Origin of the sequence: Planococcus sp. 107-1 (genome assembly GCF_021513255.1) — a bacterium.
In the GTDB taxonomy this organism is placed as follows: Bacteria; Bacillota; Bacilli; order Bacillales_A; family Planococcaceae; genus Planococcus.
In genome coordinates, this window is sequence record NZ_CP090977.1 from 2,059,180 (window position 1) to 2,073,403 (window position 14,224).

8 protein-coding genes and 6 pseudogenes are annotated in these 14,224 nt (G+C 44.6%); all 14 read right to left on the reverse strand.

Annotated elements, in window-relative coordinates; translation table 11 throughout:
• Positions 1-200: 200 nt before the first annotated feature.
• The 14 genes and pseudogenes from recA to L0M13_RS10985 all read right to left on the reverse strand — a co-directional run bounded on the left by recA (position 201) and on the right by L0M13_RS10985 (position 14,196).
• Positions 201-1,260 (reverse strand): annotated as a pseudogene (gene recA / locus L0M13_RS10920) (recombinase RecA).
• Positions 1,261-1,433: 173 nt separating this feature from the next.
• Complete coding sequence (locus L0M13_RS10925; RefSeq protein WP_235196547.1) at positions 1,434-2,687, reverse strand: competence/damage-inducible protein A; 1,254 nt, start codon at positions 2,685-2,687, stop codon at positions 1,434-1,436.
• A gap of 34 nt (positions 2,688-2,721) precedes the next feature.
• A complete protein-coding gene (gene pgsA / locus L0M13_RS10930) occupies positions 2,722-3,300 on the reverse strand; it encodes a CDP-diacylglycerol--glycerol-3-phosphate 3-phosphatidyltransferase (RefSeq protein WP_235196548.1) in 579 nt (192 codons plus the stop codon).
• A gap of 47 nt (positions 3,301-3,347) precedes the next feature.
• Positions 3,348-3,596 (reverse strand): DUF4115 domain-containing protein, encoded by a 249-nt coding sequence (locus L0M13_RS10935; RefSeq protein WP_235196549.1) that lies wholly within the window; start codon positions 3,594-3,596, stop codon positions 3,348-3,350.
• Entirely contained in the window at positions 3,593-4,216 is a 624-nt protein-coding gene (locus tag L0M13_RS10940) for a helix-turn-helix domain-containing protein (RefSeq protein ID WP_235196550.1), read from the reverse strand. Before L0M13_RS10940 ends, L0M13_RS10935 begins: the two co-directional genes overlap by 4 nt.
• A 17-nt stretch (positions 4,217-4,233) precedes the next feature.
• A pseudogene (locus L0M13_RS10945) lies at positions 4,234-5,030 on the reverse strand (YmfK family protein).
• A 189-nt stretch (positions 5,031-5,219) separates the two neighbouring features.
• Positions 5,220-5,939 carry an elongation factor P 5-aminopentanone reductase gene (ymfI, locus tag L0M13_RS10950; protein WP_235196551.1) on the reverse strand — a complete coding sequence of 240 codons (720 nt, stop codon included), beginning with the start codon at positions 5,937-5,939 and terminating at the stop codon, positions 5,220-5,222.
• On the reverse strand, positions 5,936-7,237 hold the full coding sequence (gene yfmH / locus L0M13_RS10955) for an EF-P 5-aminopentanol modification-associated protein YfmH (protein WP_235196552.1): 1,302 nt from the start codon (positions 7,235-7,237) through the stop codon (positions 5,936-5,938). The genes ymfI and yfmH overlap by 4 nt, the downstream gene beginning before the upstream one ends.
• Positions 7,230-8,503 (reverse strand): annotated as a pseudogene (yfmF, locus tag L0M13_RS10960) (EF-P 5-aminopentanol modification-associated protein YfmF). The gene yfmH and the pseudogene yfmF overlap by 8 nt, the downstream one beginning before the upstream one ends.
• A 127-nt stretch (positions 8,504-8,630) precedes the next feature.
• A complete protein-coding gene (locus L0M13_RS10965) occupies positions 8,631-9,590 on the reverse strand; it encodes an ABC transporter permease (protein WP_235196553.1) in 960 nt (319 codons plus the stop codon).
• A 1-nt stretch (position 9,591) separates the two neighbouring features.
• Positions 9,592-10,638 (reverse strand): ABC transporter permease, encoded by a 1,047-nt coding sequence (locus L0M13_RS10970; RefSeq protein ID WP_235196555.1) that lies wholly within the window; start codon positions 10,636-10,638, stop codon positions 9,592-9,594.
• Positions 10,628-12,171 (reverse strand): annotated as a pseudogene (locus L0M13_RS10975) (ABC transporter ATP-binding protein). The gene L0M13_RS10970 and the pseudogene L0M13_RS10975 overlap by 11 nt, the downstream one beginning before the upstream one ends.
• A 165-nt stretch (positions 12,172-12,336) precedes the next feature.
• Positions 12,337-13,420, reverse strand: a pseudogene (locus tag L0M13_RS10980) (BMP family protein).
• 48 nt (positions 13,421-13,468) lie between these two features.
• Positions 13,469-14,196: pseudogene (locus L0M13_RS10985) on the reverse strand (GntR family transcriptional regulator).
• Positions 14,197-14,224 lie beyond the last annotated feature (28 nt).

Here is a 14,224-nt window from a genome sequence, read left to right on the forward strand (position 1 = left end):
AAGATCAATTAATATTGCGGGTCACACTTTTCAATCGTTGAAAAATTAGTAAATTATACAATTTTAATTGTATAGATGGAGTTATAAAGTGTCAACCCATTGAGAATAAGGATTCAGCACACCTAGAAGCCGAGCCGGCAATCTGCATGCATAGAGAAAAGCCGCAAAGCATATTGCTTCGCGGCTTCGGATCCTCTTTTTTATTCCTCTTCGTCAATCAGAAGATTAAACTCTTCCGGCTCTTCGTCTTTATTGGCGGCAATCGTATAAGTTGCTGCTGCCATGCCATAAGATTCGCGGATTTTGTTTGAAATTTCGTTGCGGATTTCCGGATTTGCAAGCAAGAACTGCTTCACATTTTCACGGCCTTGTCCAATGCGCTCGTCATTATAAGAATACCAAGATCCACTCTTCTGGATGATTTCAAGATCTGATCCGATATCCACGATTTCACCTTCGCGGAAATCCCTTTACCGTACATGATATCGAGTTCAGCTGTACGGAACGGCGGAGCTACCTTGTTTTTCACAATCTTAATTTTCGTTCTGTTACCGATAATTTCAGCACCTGATTTCAATGCCTCAGCACGGCGCACCTCTAAACGGACAGATGAATAGAATTTCAAAGCACGTCCGCCTGGTGTTGTTTCCGGGTTACCGAACATAACGCCGATCTTTTCACGAATCTGGTTAATGAAAATAACGATCGTGTTTGACTTGTTGATAACGCCTGACAATTTACGAAGGGCTTGGGACATCAAACGTGCCTGCAACCCCATATGGGAGTCGCCCATTTCGCCTTCGATTTCCGCTTTTGGCACCAATGCCGCAACAGAATCGACGACTACGATATCAACAGCGCCGCTTCGTACAAGCGCTTCAGCGATTTCCAATGCTTGCTCCCCTGTGTCCGGCTGAGACAAGAGCAGCTCATCAATATTAACGCCAAGATTTTTTGCATAAACTGGATCTAATGCATGCTCAGCATCGATAAATGCAGCTGTTCCGCCTGTCGCTTGAACTTCTGCGATAGCATGAAGGGAAACTGTCGTTTTACCTGAACTTTCAGGTCCATATATTTCAATAACACGCCGCGCGGATATCCGCCTATTCCTAACGCCGTATCAAGTGCCAATGAACCACTCGAAACCGATGATACATTACGGTCGCTTTTCTCGCCTAATTTCATTACAGATCCTTTACCGAACTGCTTTTCTATACTTTTTAACGCCATGTCTAACGCTGCTTTACGATCGCTCAAAAGAAATCCTCCTCTAATTAAAACCAATTTTTCTACCTGTCTCTAGTATACTTGCTCATTGAGAAATACGCAAGGAAAATGCGAACGTTTATTCGTGTTCGCATATTAAAAATGATTTTTGATCGGCTTATACAGCCCATTTTCCCTTTTTGAGCATAAAAAAACACGCAAAATTAAATTTTGCGTGCATTTCCGTCAGTCAGTGTTCGTATTATATACGACAGCGCCAATTTCACTGCTCTGAGACGGTTCGTGTTGCGCATCCCGGACAATTGCAGCCGGTAGGCTCTCGTTTCTTCTTCTGTTGAAATCCCGATCCATACAGTCCCGGCAGGCTGGTCGCCATGAGCGTCTGGACCTGCAGCCCCCGTTAAACTGACACTGATGTCCGTGTTGAATTTCATGCGGACCGCTTCAGCCATCGCAATAGCGGTTTCTTCACTGACGACGCCGTACTCGGCAAGCAGTTCACTTGAAATGCCCAATTGGCTGATTTTCATTTCTTCATTATAGGTGATGACGCCGCCAGCAAGCGCTGAACTAGCTCCTGCTACAGCAGCCAATTCAGATTGGAAGAGCCCGGCAGTCAAACTCTCGGCAGCTGAGATTGTCTTCTGCTGTTCGCGAAGCAACTCAATCGCTTTTGAAGCCAGCGAATCGTTGTCATAACCGTACAAATAGTCGCCTGCGCGCTCAAGAAGAGATGCTTTCGCCTCTTCTATCAACTTCCAAGCCTGCTCTTCTGTATTGGTCTTCGCTGTAATACGCAGCGTTACTTCCCCGTCAGAAGCAAGCGGAGCGATAGTCGGATTCGTCTGCTGCTCCAGAATATCTTGGATGCGGTCTTCAAGTTCCGCTTCCCCGATGCCGTAAAAACGCAAAACGTGGGAAACGATGACGTCAGCTTGGTTTAGCATTTTCGCAAGTTTCGGTTTCGCTTCATACTGGAACATCGGCTCCATTTCTTTAGGAGGCCCTGGCAATAGCATATACGTATGCGTTTCGGTTTTGTAAAGCATCCCGGGTGCCATTCCGTGGTTATTGACCAATACGTCGCTGTCTTTTAATACCAATGCCTGCTTTTTATTGTTTTCCGTCATTGCTCTCCCAGCCCGTTCGAAAAAAGCCACAATGGAATCAAGCGCTTCCTGGTCCATGTCTAAAGTTGTCCCTAAATGGCGTGCAATCGTTTCCTTCGTCAAATCATCTTTCGTCGGTCCTAAGCCGCCAGTGAAAATAATCAAATCTGCACGGCTTTCTGCAATTTTGATTGTTTCTTTCAAACGCTCTGAATTGTCCCCGACTACCGTATGGTAATATACATTAATTCCAAGCTCTGCTAAATGGTTCGATAAAAAGCGGGCATTTGAATTTGTAATCTGCCCGAGCAGCAGTTCAGATCCTACAGCAATAATTTCAGCATTCATCCATCTTCACCCCTTGAATGTTTTTTGGAAATCCTTACTTAGATGCCATCAAGCCTTTGCGGTTGGCGTAGAAATAATCCCAACCTGACCAAACAGTGAAAATCAATGCGATGTAGAGCATGATTTCGCCAAATGGCACGCCCATTAAAACAAAGATGGTATCGTGGAGCAATAATGCCGAAATGGCTAAAATTTGAGCAGTGGTTTTAATTTTACCTAAACTTCCGGCAGCGACCACTTCGCCTTCACCTGCAAGCACTAAGCGCAATCCCGTAACAGCAAACTCACGGCTGATGATGATGATAACAATCCATGATGCAGCGAAGCCAAGCTCCACTAAAATGATCAAAGCTGCCGACACCAGCAATTTATCGGCAAGCGGATCCAAAAATTTGCCGAAGGTCGTGACAAGATTGTATTTTCTCGCATAATATCCGTCAATCCAGTCGGTCAATGATGCAATGATGAAAATCAGCCCTCCGATAAAATGAGAAACCGGCATTTCTGCACCGAATAACGTCATCGTACCCCAATTAAAATCGACTAGCATGATCAACATGAATACCGGAATCAATAATATCCTCGATATCGTAATGCGGTTTGGAATATTCATTTGTTTGCCCCTTTCCTTTCTCAAGAAAAATAGCCATCAAAAGATGGCTATTCTGCGTCCGTAAATTGAATAACAATATTTTGTGTGATCAAGTCTTGCGTATATTCAATCGGTTCGCCATTTACAGTAAGTTTTACATTTGAGCTCGCTCCCAGTCTGACACGCACTTGCGCAACACCTGAAACGTCTATTGCTTCACTGTCGCTCGCCTGCATTGTGCGTGCCGGCTGCATCAACTCCTGCTGATCTGGGCCAGTAGCCGATACCCAAGATGGGCCGCTCGCTTCAATTTTCAATTCCGCGTCGCAGGACCTTGCCAAGCAAACGTAGTCGTTTCCCCTTCGGTCCCTACTACAGAAATGCTGGTTTCCGGTTTAGCAGGTTCCTCTGGCTCTTCAGCCGGAGCTTCTTCTGGTTCTTCCTCAACTGGCGCCGCTTCTTCATCTTCACCGTTTGGTTCTTCGTACGGAACGCCTTCTTCATCTGTCGCATCTTCCAATGGATCATTGGTCGCCAAATTATTATAAAAGAAAATAACAACTGCTAATATGACGACAATAAATAAAGCGACAATCACTTTTGGCATAATTTCACCAAGGCCATTAGAAGAACTTTTTGCTAAAGTTTGGCGCCGGGAAGGAGTTGGCGGCGTAAGCGTCGGCCGAACTTCCTCTTTCACTGAAACCGGAACCTCGGATTTATGCTGTTCGAGCAGTTCATCCGAATTCAAGCCTACCGCTTCCGCGTATTGTTTAATGAACGCACGAACATAAAATGGTCCGGGCATCATGCTATGATTGCCTTCTTCAATCCCTGCCAAATAGCGTTTTTGTATCTTTGTCACATCCTGTAAATCCTCTAAACTGTACCCTTTGGCGATTCTCGCCTCTTTCAAACGAGTACCTAATTCACTCAATACGATCACCTGCCCACTTAAAAGTTAAATCCGCCGAACATATCCGCTTGATTTTGGTCGCCCATGAAGTGGTTTTTCTCCAACACTTCATATGTAATCTTTTCTTCTGGATGATGGCGCAATTCGATAATATAATCGAAATCTTCGATGCTGTACTCAGATTGCTGGACAAACATATCCGGATGTTCCACAACTTTAATCGTTGGCATGCGCATCATTTCTCGAACCAGCTGCATATGGCGTTCATCTCCGGAACGGCGTGTGACGATGCCGTCCAGTATGAAGATATTATTCGCGTTATGCTCATCTCCCATCAACTGATTCCGCACCGTCTGCTTGATCATCGTTGAAGATAGGAAAATCCATTTCTTATTGGCACTCACACTCGCTGCGACGATCGATTCTGTTTTTCCGACCCTCGGCATCCGCGCAAACCGACTAATTTATGGCCTTCCTGCTTGAAAATCTCAGCCATGAAATCTACTAATAATCCGAGCTCATCACGGACAAAACGAAACGTCTTGCGATCGTCCGCATCTCTTTGTATATAACGGCCATGGCGAACTGCTAAAATATCGCGGAGTTTCGGTTCACGGAATTTCTTCACTGCGATTGTCTCGATAGTAGAAACAATTTGTTCGAAGCGCTCCAATTGAACATCATGCTCTGCGCGTAAAAGCATTCCTCGCCTGCCTTGGTCTACGCCATTGATAGTGACGATATTTACTCGGAGCATACCAAGAAGAGAAGCTATATCTCCTAATAAACCCGGACGATTCACTTGAATTTCGTATTCAAAATACCATTCTCTCATTCATCATCCGACCTTCCATTGCCAATATTTGACCAAAAAGTTCCTAACTCTTATGATAGCTGATTTATTGCACTAAGAAAAGGGGCAATAAGAAAGGAGTTGGCCCAAAACCAATGGGAACAACTCCTCTGTAATGAAGCTAACGGAGCAACTAGATGGATAATTAAGTAAAATTCCAAAGGGCTTCACTTACATATGCCATCCGCCATTGATCCGGAGAACTTGTCCTGTCATATAATCCGCTTTGCCGTTCACTAGAAAATCGACCGCATCAGCTACATGGTGAGGCAACCCTAACCCAAGCGGAATTTCGTCCTGGATCATAGCGAGTTCTTCTTCTGTCAAGTTCCCATTCATTTTTGTTTGAATGAAACCAGGAGAAATCGCATTTACCCGTGTACCGGAAGCGGCCATTTCTTTGGCATAGGCTTTGACAAATGCCAATTGTGCCCCTTTTACAGAAGAATAGACGGTTTCAAGAGCAGCCCCTATTTCTCCCCATATAGACGAGATAAATACGACATAAGTTGCCGGATAGCGATGAAAATAAGGTGAAATTCTGCGAATTGCCGAAATCGGATTTTTGACATGGACATTCCACAAGGCTTCCATTTCTGCATCTTCCGTATCAATCAACATTTTCTGCAAAGCATGGCCGCTCGCTACAACGATGCAAGCGGCATCATAAACTTGAGTTGCCAGCCGCTCCGCCCCGTCTGTACGGGTGAAATCGGCTTGCACAGCAATAAACTCCTGCTTTGTAAAGTTTCTGCTCAGTTCTTCTGCAAGCCCGTTTACGGGAGTGGAGTTCCAGTGGAGATAAAGTGACCAGCCATCGCTCGCCAGTTGGTTGGCAATCGCTTCGCCAATTGCTCCGGAAGCTCCCATTATGACGGCAAATCGTTTCACTTGCCATCCTTCTTCGGCGGCATAATGGTAAAGGTCGAACGCTGGCTGTCTAAGCTCACTGTTGCAAAAGCGGCTTGCAGATCCGGCACTTCTATTTCTTCGAGCATTGGCACCACGTCGAATAAGTTCATGTCGTTGAAGGCATACCGTGTGAATTGGTTAGCGATAAATTCAGGCGAATTTAATGCTCTCAGGAAAAAGCCAATTTTCTTGCGGCGGATCCGGTCAAGATCTGCTTGTCCGAATGGCCATTTTTCCATTGCTTGATCGAGTGTATGGTTGATTTCTTTTATTAGTTTCTCGGGTTCGTTTGTATCGGAACCGATCAACGCATAGCCAAAGCCGTTTTCTAGTGAGTAATCAAATGAATAGGACTCATCGATTAAATTGCTTTCGTATGCATGATGGTAGAAATCTGAAGTCCGTCCAAATAGCAATTCGAAAGCCAGTTCAGCCGCCAACTCGTGCTTCAGCATCGCTTTTCCGGAGTAATCGAGCACTTCCGGCTTAATGCCGACAAAGATTTTCGGTTTTTGCACGCTCATTTCAAGCGTCCGTTCTTTGATCGCCGCTTCAATCGGCTCTTCCGGATAAATCCGTTTGATTTCTTTCGGCTCTTCAAACGTCTTTTGGTCCTGATTTGCTTTGATGAATTCCATCATTTGCTCCGGATTCACTGCACCGACAACGAACAGCACCATATTGGATGGATGATAGAACGTGTTATAGCAGGTGTATAAATGTTCCGCTGTAATATCTTGGATGGAATCGACGGTTCCGGCGATATCAATTTTCACCGGGTGGTTCTTATACAGGTTTTCAATCATGCCGAAATACAAACGCCAGTCCGCCTGATCGTCGTACATCGTGATTTCCTGTGCGATAATGCCTTTTTCCTTTTCCACCGTTTTCTCAGTGAAATATGGGCTTTGGACAAAATCCAGCAGCGTTTCCACATTTTCATTGATTTGCCCGGTCGCTGAAAACAGATAAGCGGTACGGGTAAAGGAAGTGAACGCATTAGCAGAAGCGCCTTGTTTACTGAATTGCTGAAAGATATCGCCGTCTTCTTTTTCAAACATTTTATGCTCTAAGAAATGGGCAATGCCGTCCGGCACTTTAATCGGCTCTTCTTCACCATAAGGCACAAAATGATTGTCGATTGAACCATATTTGGTCGTGAACGTAGCAAAAGTCTTTGAAAACCCTTTTTTCGGCAAAATATAAACTTCAAGCCCGTTGGCCAGTTTTTCATGGTACAGCGTTTCATCTAATTGTTCGAATTGAACTTTATTCAACTGAATCGTCCTCCTTGCCAGCTAGGAAATACGTCATTTCCAATGATAATGATTGAGCCGCATCGGCAATATCTTCTTTTGTCACAGCATTCCATCTGCTGATCAAATAATCGGGTTCAAATGCTTTATCGAGTTCCATGTATTGATCGTAAATGTCAATTTGGCCTCTCGCCGAATCCAAAGCTTCTTTTAATTGATTGATCAAAAGCGCTTTTGTCTGATCCAGTTCTACGTCCGAAATATTGGCTCGTTTCACTTCTTCCAATTGTTCAAGTATGAGCTTCACAGCTTTGCCTTCCAGTTTCGAATCAATGCCGGCAAGCACAAACATCAAACCGAACTGAGAAGCGTACGAACTTGAAACGTAGTAAGCCATGCTTTCTTTCTCTCGGATATTGACGAATAATTTCGAATGGGCATAACCGCCAAGAACTCCGTTCATCAATTGCATAACCGGGAACTTTTCGTCGCGGAAAGTGATCGGCGTGAAGAAGGCCATGTGCAATTTCCCTTGTTTCATGTCTTCGTATTCGATAACCCGTGAAGTTTCAGGAGAGGTCAATTGCGTTGACGGCCCTTCCACTGCCTGTTCGCGGTCTTCGAAATGGAAGTATTGTTTAATATAGGAAGCAATTATTTCCGGCTTGATGTCGCCGACCACATAAATTTCAATTTCATTATTGTTCAATAATGTTTGGTATTCTTTCAGCAGCTGGTCGTTCGTCACTTTTTCCAATTCTTCAAGCGATCCATTCGCTTGGATGGAAGCAGGGTGCCCTGGCAATGCGAGTTCCATCATGCGCTGCTGCGCGTAGCGGTTTTTTCATCAAAGATTGACTCAATCCGTTCTTTAATCGTCTGCTTTTCACGCAGGAAAATGGATTCTTTGAAAAGCCCGTTTTCCATATTCGGCTTGAATAGGACAACATACATCAAGTTCAGGACTTTTTCCAACACCCCTTCTTCGGATAAATACTGGTCATTCACCGTTTCTACATTCAAAGTCACGATGTGTTCATTGCCCCGTTTAGAAGAATCTATGTAGAGGGATGTGCCGTACAGACCGTCCAGCACCATGCGCAGCGCCGTATGAGATGGATACACCTCATTGCTATGCTGAAGCACATTTGCCAAAATAGAACGGGCAGATGCCTTTTCAGGTGTTAAGCGATCCTTGAATTTAAAAGAAAAATTTATCGTCTTAAATTGAGTTGTTTCATTTACATGGACATTAACGCCTTTTGCAATATTAATAGATTGAAACATCAGTAAATCCCCTCTCAGCTTTCTTATTCTAACTATACCGAACCCCTGGAACTAAATGCAAATAATGAAGAATGCCCTTATGTCCAAAAGAAAAAGAACCGCCGCTTGGGCGATTCTTTTTTTAAAATTAGCGCTGCCCTTTGATATAAGGGATTCCGTTCGCTTTTGGCGCATTTGCACGGCCGATGAAACCAGCTAGAGCAAAAATAGTCAAAACGTATGGAAGAATCAGCAAGAAGACATTCGGGATGTCTTGGATAATAGGGATGGATGAACTGGCGATACTTAATGCCTGGGCTAAACCGAAGAATAAAGCGGCTCCCATTGCACCAAGTGGATGCCATTTACCGAAAATCATCGCAGCGAGCGCCATGAACCCTTGTCCATTGATGGTCGCGTGCCCGAAATCTCCGGAAATTGTCTGCGCATAGATTGCACCGCCGATTCCAGCTAATGCACCGGAAATCATAACAGCGATATAACGCATTCTGTTTACATTGATCCCCATCGTATCTGCAGCCATTGGATGTTCCCCGACCGAACGGAGACGCAAGCCAAACGGCGTTTTATAGATGACAAACCAGGCAATGATGGCAATGATGATTGCCAAGAAAGAAGTATTGTAAATTTTTGTAAAGAACATCGGCCCGATAAAAGGGATGTCCGATAACACCGGAAAATCATAGCGCGTAAAACGCTCTGTGATGAAATCTGTCTGCCCTTTTCCGAAGATTTTCTTAACCAGGTAAAGAGACAAAGCGATTGCCAGCAAGTTGATGGCAACGCCAGAAACCGTTTGGTCTGCACGGAAGGAAATAGAAGCGACCGCGTGAACCAATGAAAGCAAGAGCGCTGCAACCATGGCAGCGATTAACGAAAGCCAAGGAGTCGCATTGCCAAAAGTATCGGCAAATAACAAGTTGAACAAAATGCCTACGAATGCGCCAATGACCATCAAACCTTCGAGGCCGATATTAATAACGCCCGATCGCTCGGAGAACACACCGCCGATTGCAACTAAAATAAGCGGAGCTGCATAAAATATCGCTGAAGGAACGATGAAATACAAAACTTCTAAGAAACTCATATTACTTCGCCTCCTTCTTCTTAGCCGCGCGCAGCAGGAATAGACGGATGATGTATCCTGATGCTACAAAGAAAATAATAACGGCAATAACAATTTCTACAATTTCAAGCGGAATGCCCGCAGCATTCGGCATATTAAGTGCCCCGTATTTCAAAGAGCCAAATAGTGTTGCACCAAAAATAACGCCGAGTGGAGTATTCATTCCAAGCAAGGCTACAGCGATACCATCAAATCCGATACCCGTAAATCCAGCTTTAGAAGATACATATTCGAATGTTCCAAGAGCTTCCATTGCACCGCCAAGGCCGGCAAATGCCCCTGAAATGACCATTGCCAAAATGATGTTTTTGTTTACATTCATCCCAGCGTATTGAGAAGCGTTGTGGTTGAACCCAACCGCTTTCAATTCAAAACCAAGCGTCGTTTTTTCCAGAATGAACCACATAACCCCAACCATCACTAGGGCAATGACGATGCCGAAATGCAGGCAGGAGAATTCAGTCAAATTCTCAAGGAACTCTGAACGTAATGAAGCACTGGCGAAAATGGATTCTGTTCGGTCTCCGCCGCCAGATACTGTTTTAATCAACGCATTGGTTGTATGAAGTGCAATATAGTTCATCATAATTGTGACGATAACTTCATGCACATGGAATTTCGCTTTTAAGAGACCAGGAATGAATCCCCAAATTGCCCCTGCTGCTGCCGCTGCTAAAATCGCTAGCGGCAAGTGGATAATCATTGGCAGTTCAACAGCTACCCCGACGTACGCGGCAGCGAACCATCCAACGATCAATTGCCCTTCAACACCGATATTGAACAAGCCCGAACGGAAAGCAAATGCTACCGCAAGCCCTGCAAGTAAATACGGCGTAATTTGGCGGATTGTTTCTCCGATTGTGTATAGGTCACCGAAAATCCCGTTCCATAAAGCGGCATAGCCATCGATTGGATTATAGCCACTGACCAACATGATTATTGCTCCGACTATTAAACCAAGAATTACGGAAATGACGGGGACCAGTATATTTGTTGCTTTAGTCGACATGCTGATCCTCCTTATGATTAGAACCTCGAACGGCATGCCCTGCCATCAGCAAGCCCAGTTCCTGTTCTGTCGTTTCTTCTGGAAGCACCGTATCTACAATTTCACCGTCATGGATAACGGCGATGCGGTCGGATACGTTCATGACTTCATCCAATTCGAACGAGATCAATAGAACCGCTTTTCCGTTATCCCGCTGTTCAATCAAACGGCTATGGATAAATTCAATCGCCCCTACGTCTAACCCCCGTGTTGGCAAGGCCGCTATCAGCAGTTCAGGATTCCGGTCAACTTCACGGCCGATAATCGCTTTTTGCTGGTTACCGCCTGATAATGCTCGGGCAGGTTCGTGCGGTCCTTGAGTCCGGACATCGTACGCTTCAATGATTGCTTTCGCTTTTTCATCAATCTTGTTGTAATCGATAATGCCATTTTTTGAAATCGGCTGTTGATAATAAGTCTGCAATGAAATATTATGGCCGATTGGGAAATCTAACACCAAACCGTGTTTATGCCGATCCTGAGGAATATGGCCAATACCAGCTTCAGTTACTTTACGCGGTTTTAATCCGGTAATGTTCTTGCCATGAAGCGAAATTGTTCCGCTCTTCACTTTGCGCAGTCCGGTAATCGCTTCAATCAATTCTGACTGACCATTTCCGTCTATACCGGCAATTCCGACAATTTCACCTGCACGGACATCCAAGTTCAGCTTTTTGACTTTCGCTACCCGCGGTAATCGTCAACTACTAAATCTTTGACGCTTAAAATATTCTCTTTAGGAGAAGCGGGACTTTTCACTGTCTTGAATTCAACTTGGCGGCCGACCATCAAAGAAGCCAGTTCTTGCGGATTGGTCTCAGATGTAATGACTGTCCCAATGCCTTGCCCTTTTCTGATAACGGTTACGCGATCGGAAACATCCATAATCTCTTTTAGTTTATGCGTAATCAAGATGATGGATTTACCTTCTGCGATCAATCGTTTCATAATTTGGATCAATTCTGTAATTTCCTGAGGCGTCAAGGAAGCAGTCGGCTCATCGAAAATCAGGATTTCTGCACCGCGGTACAAAGTTTTTAAAATTTCGACGCGCTGCTGCATACCTACTGAAATGTCTTCGATGATTGCATATGGATCGACATTCAAACCGTACTGCTCAGATAGTGCTTGAACTTTCTTGGCAGCGTCTTTTTTGTTGGTCACCCCGTATTTAGTAGGCTCACTGCCCAGGATGATGTTTTCTGTTACCGAGAAATTCTCGACTAGCATAAAGTGCTGGTGCACCATGCCGATCCCTAAATCATTTGCTACGTTCGGGTCTGTAATGTCCACTTTTTCTCCGCGGACCCGGATTTCTCCGCCTTCAGGCTGGTAAAGCCCAAACAGCACGTTCATTAAAGTTGATTTTCCTGCCCCATTCTCTCCCAATAACGCATGAATTTCGCCTTTTTTGAGTTGAAGCGTTATATTGTCATTGGCAACGAATGTCCCAAACTCTTTACGAATATTGAGCATTTCGATTACATATTCCATTGTTTTCACTCCTTCGAAAACTGGTAACTTAAAATTTTTAAAAATTAATACATGAAAGGCTTTTACTTAGAAAAGCCTTTCATCTAATAATTCATTAAAAATAGGCGAAAAAAAATCATAAAGGCCGGCAAGACCGGCCTTTATGATGACCGTATTGAGTAATGCTTAGTTTTCTAGAGTTTCAGGAACGACGATTTCGCCGCTAGCGATTTTCTCTTTGTACTCATCAATTTTAGCCATAACGTCTTCAGTGATTGCTCCGCGTGAATCCGCAAGGCCAACCCCGTCTTCAGCCAAACCGTAAGTCAATGTTTCGCCGCCAGGGAAGTTTCCTTCCATTGCTTGAGTTGAGATATCGATTACCGCTTGATCTACACCTTTAAGAACTGAAGTAAGTGTTACGTTTGCATCGCCGACTTGACCTTCGTCGTATTGGTCAGCATCTACACCGATAACCCAGATGTTCGTGTCTGGATCAGCTTCTTTGCGTTCTTTTGCTTCCGTGAATACACCGTTTCCTGTTCCGCCAGCTGCGTGGAATACGATATCCGCTCCAGCAGAGTACATGCGGTTAGCAGTTGTTTTACCTAATTCCGCTTTATCAAAAGCACCTGTATATTGTACATCGACTTCAACTGCAGGATCTGCAGCTTCAACACCCGCTTAGGAATCCAGCTTCAAAACGCTCGATTACCGGAATTTCCATTCCGCCAACGAAACCGATCTTGCCAGTTTCTGTCATAAGAGCTGCAGCTACACCCGCAAGGAATGCACCTTCTTGCTCTTTGAACAATACGCTAGCTACGTTTGGAGCATCAACGACAGCATCGATAATTGCGATTTGAGCGTCCGGCTGCTGTTCAGCAATTTCTTTTACAGCGCCTTCCATCAAGAACCCAATTCCATAAACGACGTCGAAGTCACGACGGATCAAGTTGTTTAAGTTCGTATTATAGTCTGCATCAGAAGCCGACTGAAGATAGTCAAATCCGCCGTCTCCTTTTTCAAGGCCGTTTTCTTCACCAAATTCTTGGATACCTTCCCAAGCTGATTGGTTGAATGATTTATCATCCACACCGCCGACATCTGTAACCATAGCTACTGAGAAGTCGCTTGTTTCTTCTGAACTTCCGCCGTCGCCAGATCCAGCGTCACCGTTTGAAGTATCTTCGTCGCTGCCACACGCGGCAAGCATCGTTCCCGCTGCAAGCATTAAAGATAGACCTAGACCAAATTTACGTTTCGTCAATGTAATAACCCCCTGAGGTATGTTTGATATTAGCAGGAATTTGCCGTTTTACACACGTTTTCGAACTACATGAAAACTAAACTTATCAGCTCTGAAGTAATTCTTTGAGTAAAGCACCACACGATCGTCCTCATCGTAATGGAGCTGTTTTAACACCAATAATGCTGTTTCCGGATCGCATTCAAGAATCGGGGATGCATCTTCATGATACCCGATTGGATCGATGAATGTGACCGCATAGGCAATGCGGTTTCTCCGGACTCTTCTATCGCTGAGAAGATCGAGCTTTCTTTGCGCCCGAGAAAATCAGCCGGCAGGTAAGCCGCTGGCACTTTGTCGATGCAATAGACGACAGGTTCACCATTTGCTGTTCGGACGCGTTCAATAGTTATTATGGATTCATCGGCATCGCAATGAAAGCGTTTTATATCCTCTTCGGACGAAAGGCTTTTCCCAGTGCTTAAATAGATAACGCCGGGTTCCATGCCCGCTTGGCGAATCATGTCGGAGACGCTTGTCAATTGTTCGATGCCTGTGGAAAATACAGGTTTTGGATTGACAAAAGTCCCGACGCCATGCCGCCTTACGATAATATTATCTTCTTCCAATAAACGCAGTGCTTCTCTTAAAGTCGCACGGCTGACGCCAAGTGATTTTGCAAGTTCGAATTCGGATGGCAACTTCTCTTTCTCTTTGTACAACCCGGCCGCAATATCTTGCTTCATTCGATCGATCACTTGGAGATACAACGCGCGATGATCCGATTTAATTGTCATAAGACTCACCACCAATGACAGAGATCAG

Bases quoted from the DNA above. Each gene is read 5' to 3' on its own strand.
- L0M13_RS10925 (WP_235196547.1), bottom strand. From the start codon at position 2,687: ATGAATGCTGAAATTATTGCTGTAGGATCTGAACTGCTGCTCGGGCAG.
- pgsA (WP_235196548.1), bottom strand. From the start codon at position 3,300: ATGAATATTCCAAACCGCATTACGATATCGAGGATATTATTGATTCCG.
- L0M13_RS10965 (WP_235196553.1), bottom strand. From the start codon at position 9,590: ATGAGTTTCTTAGAAGTTTTGTATTTCATCGTTCCTTCAGCGATATTT.
- L0M13_RS10970 (WP_235196555.1), bottom strand. From the start codon at position 10,638: ATGTCGACTAAAGCAACAAATATACTGGTCCCCGTCATTTCCGTAATT.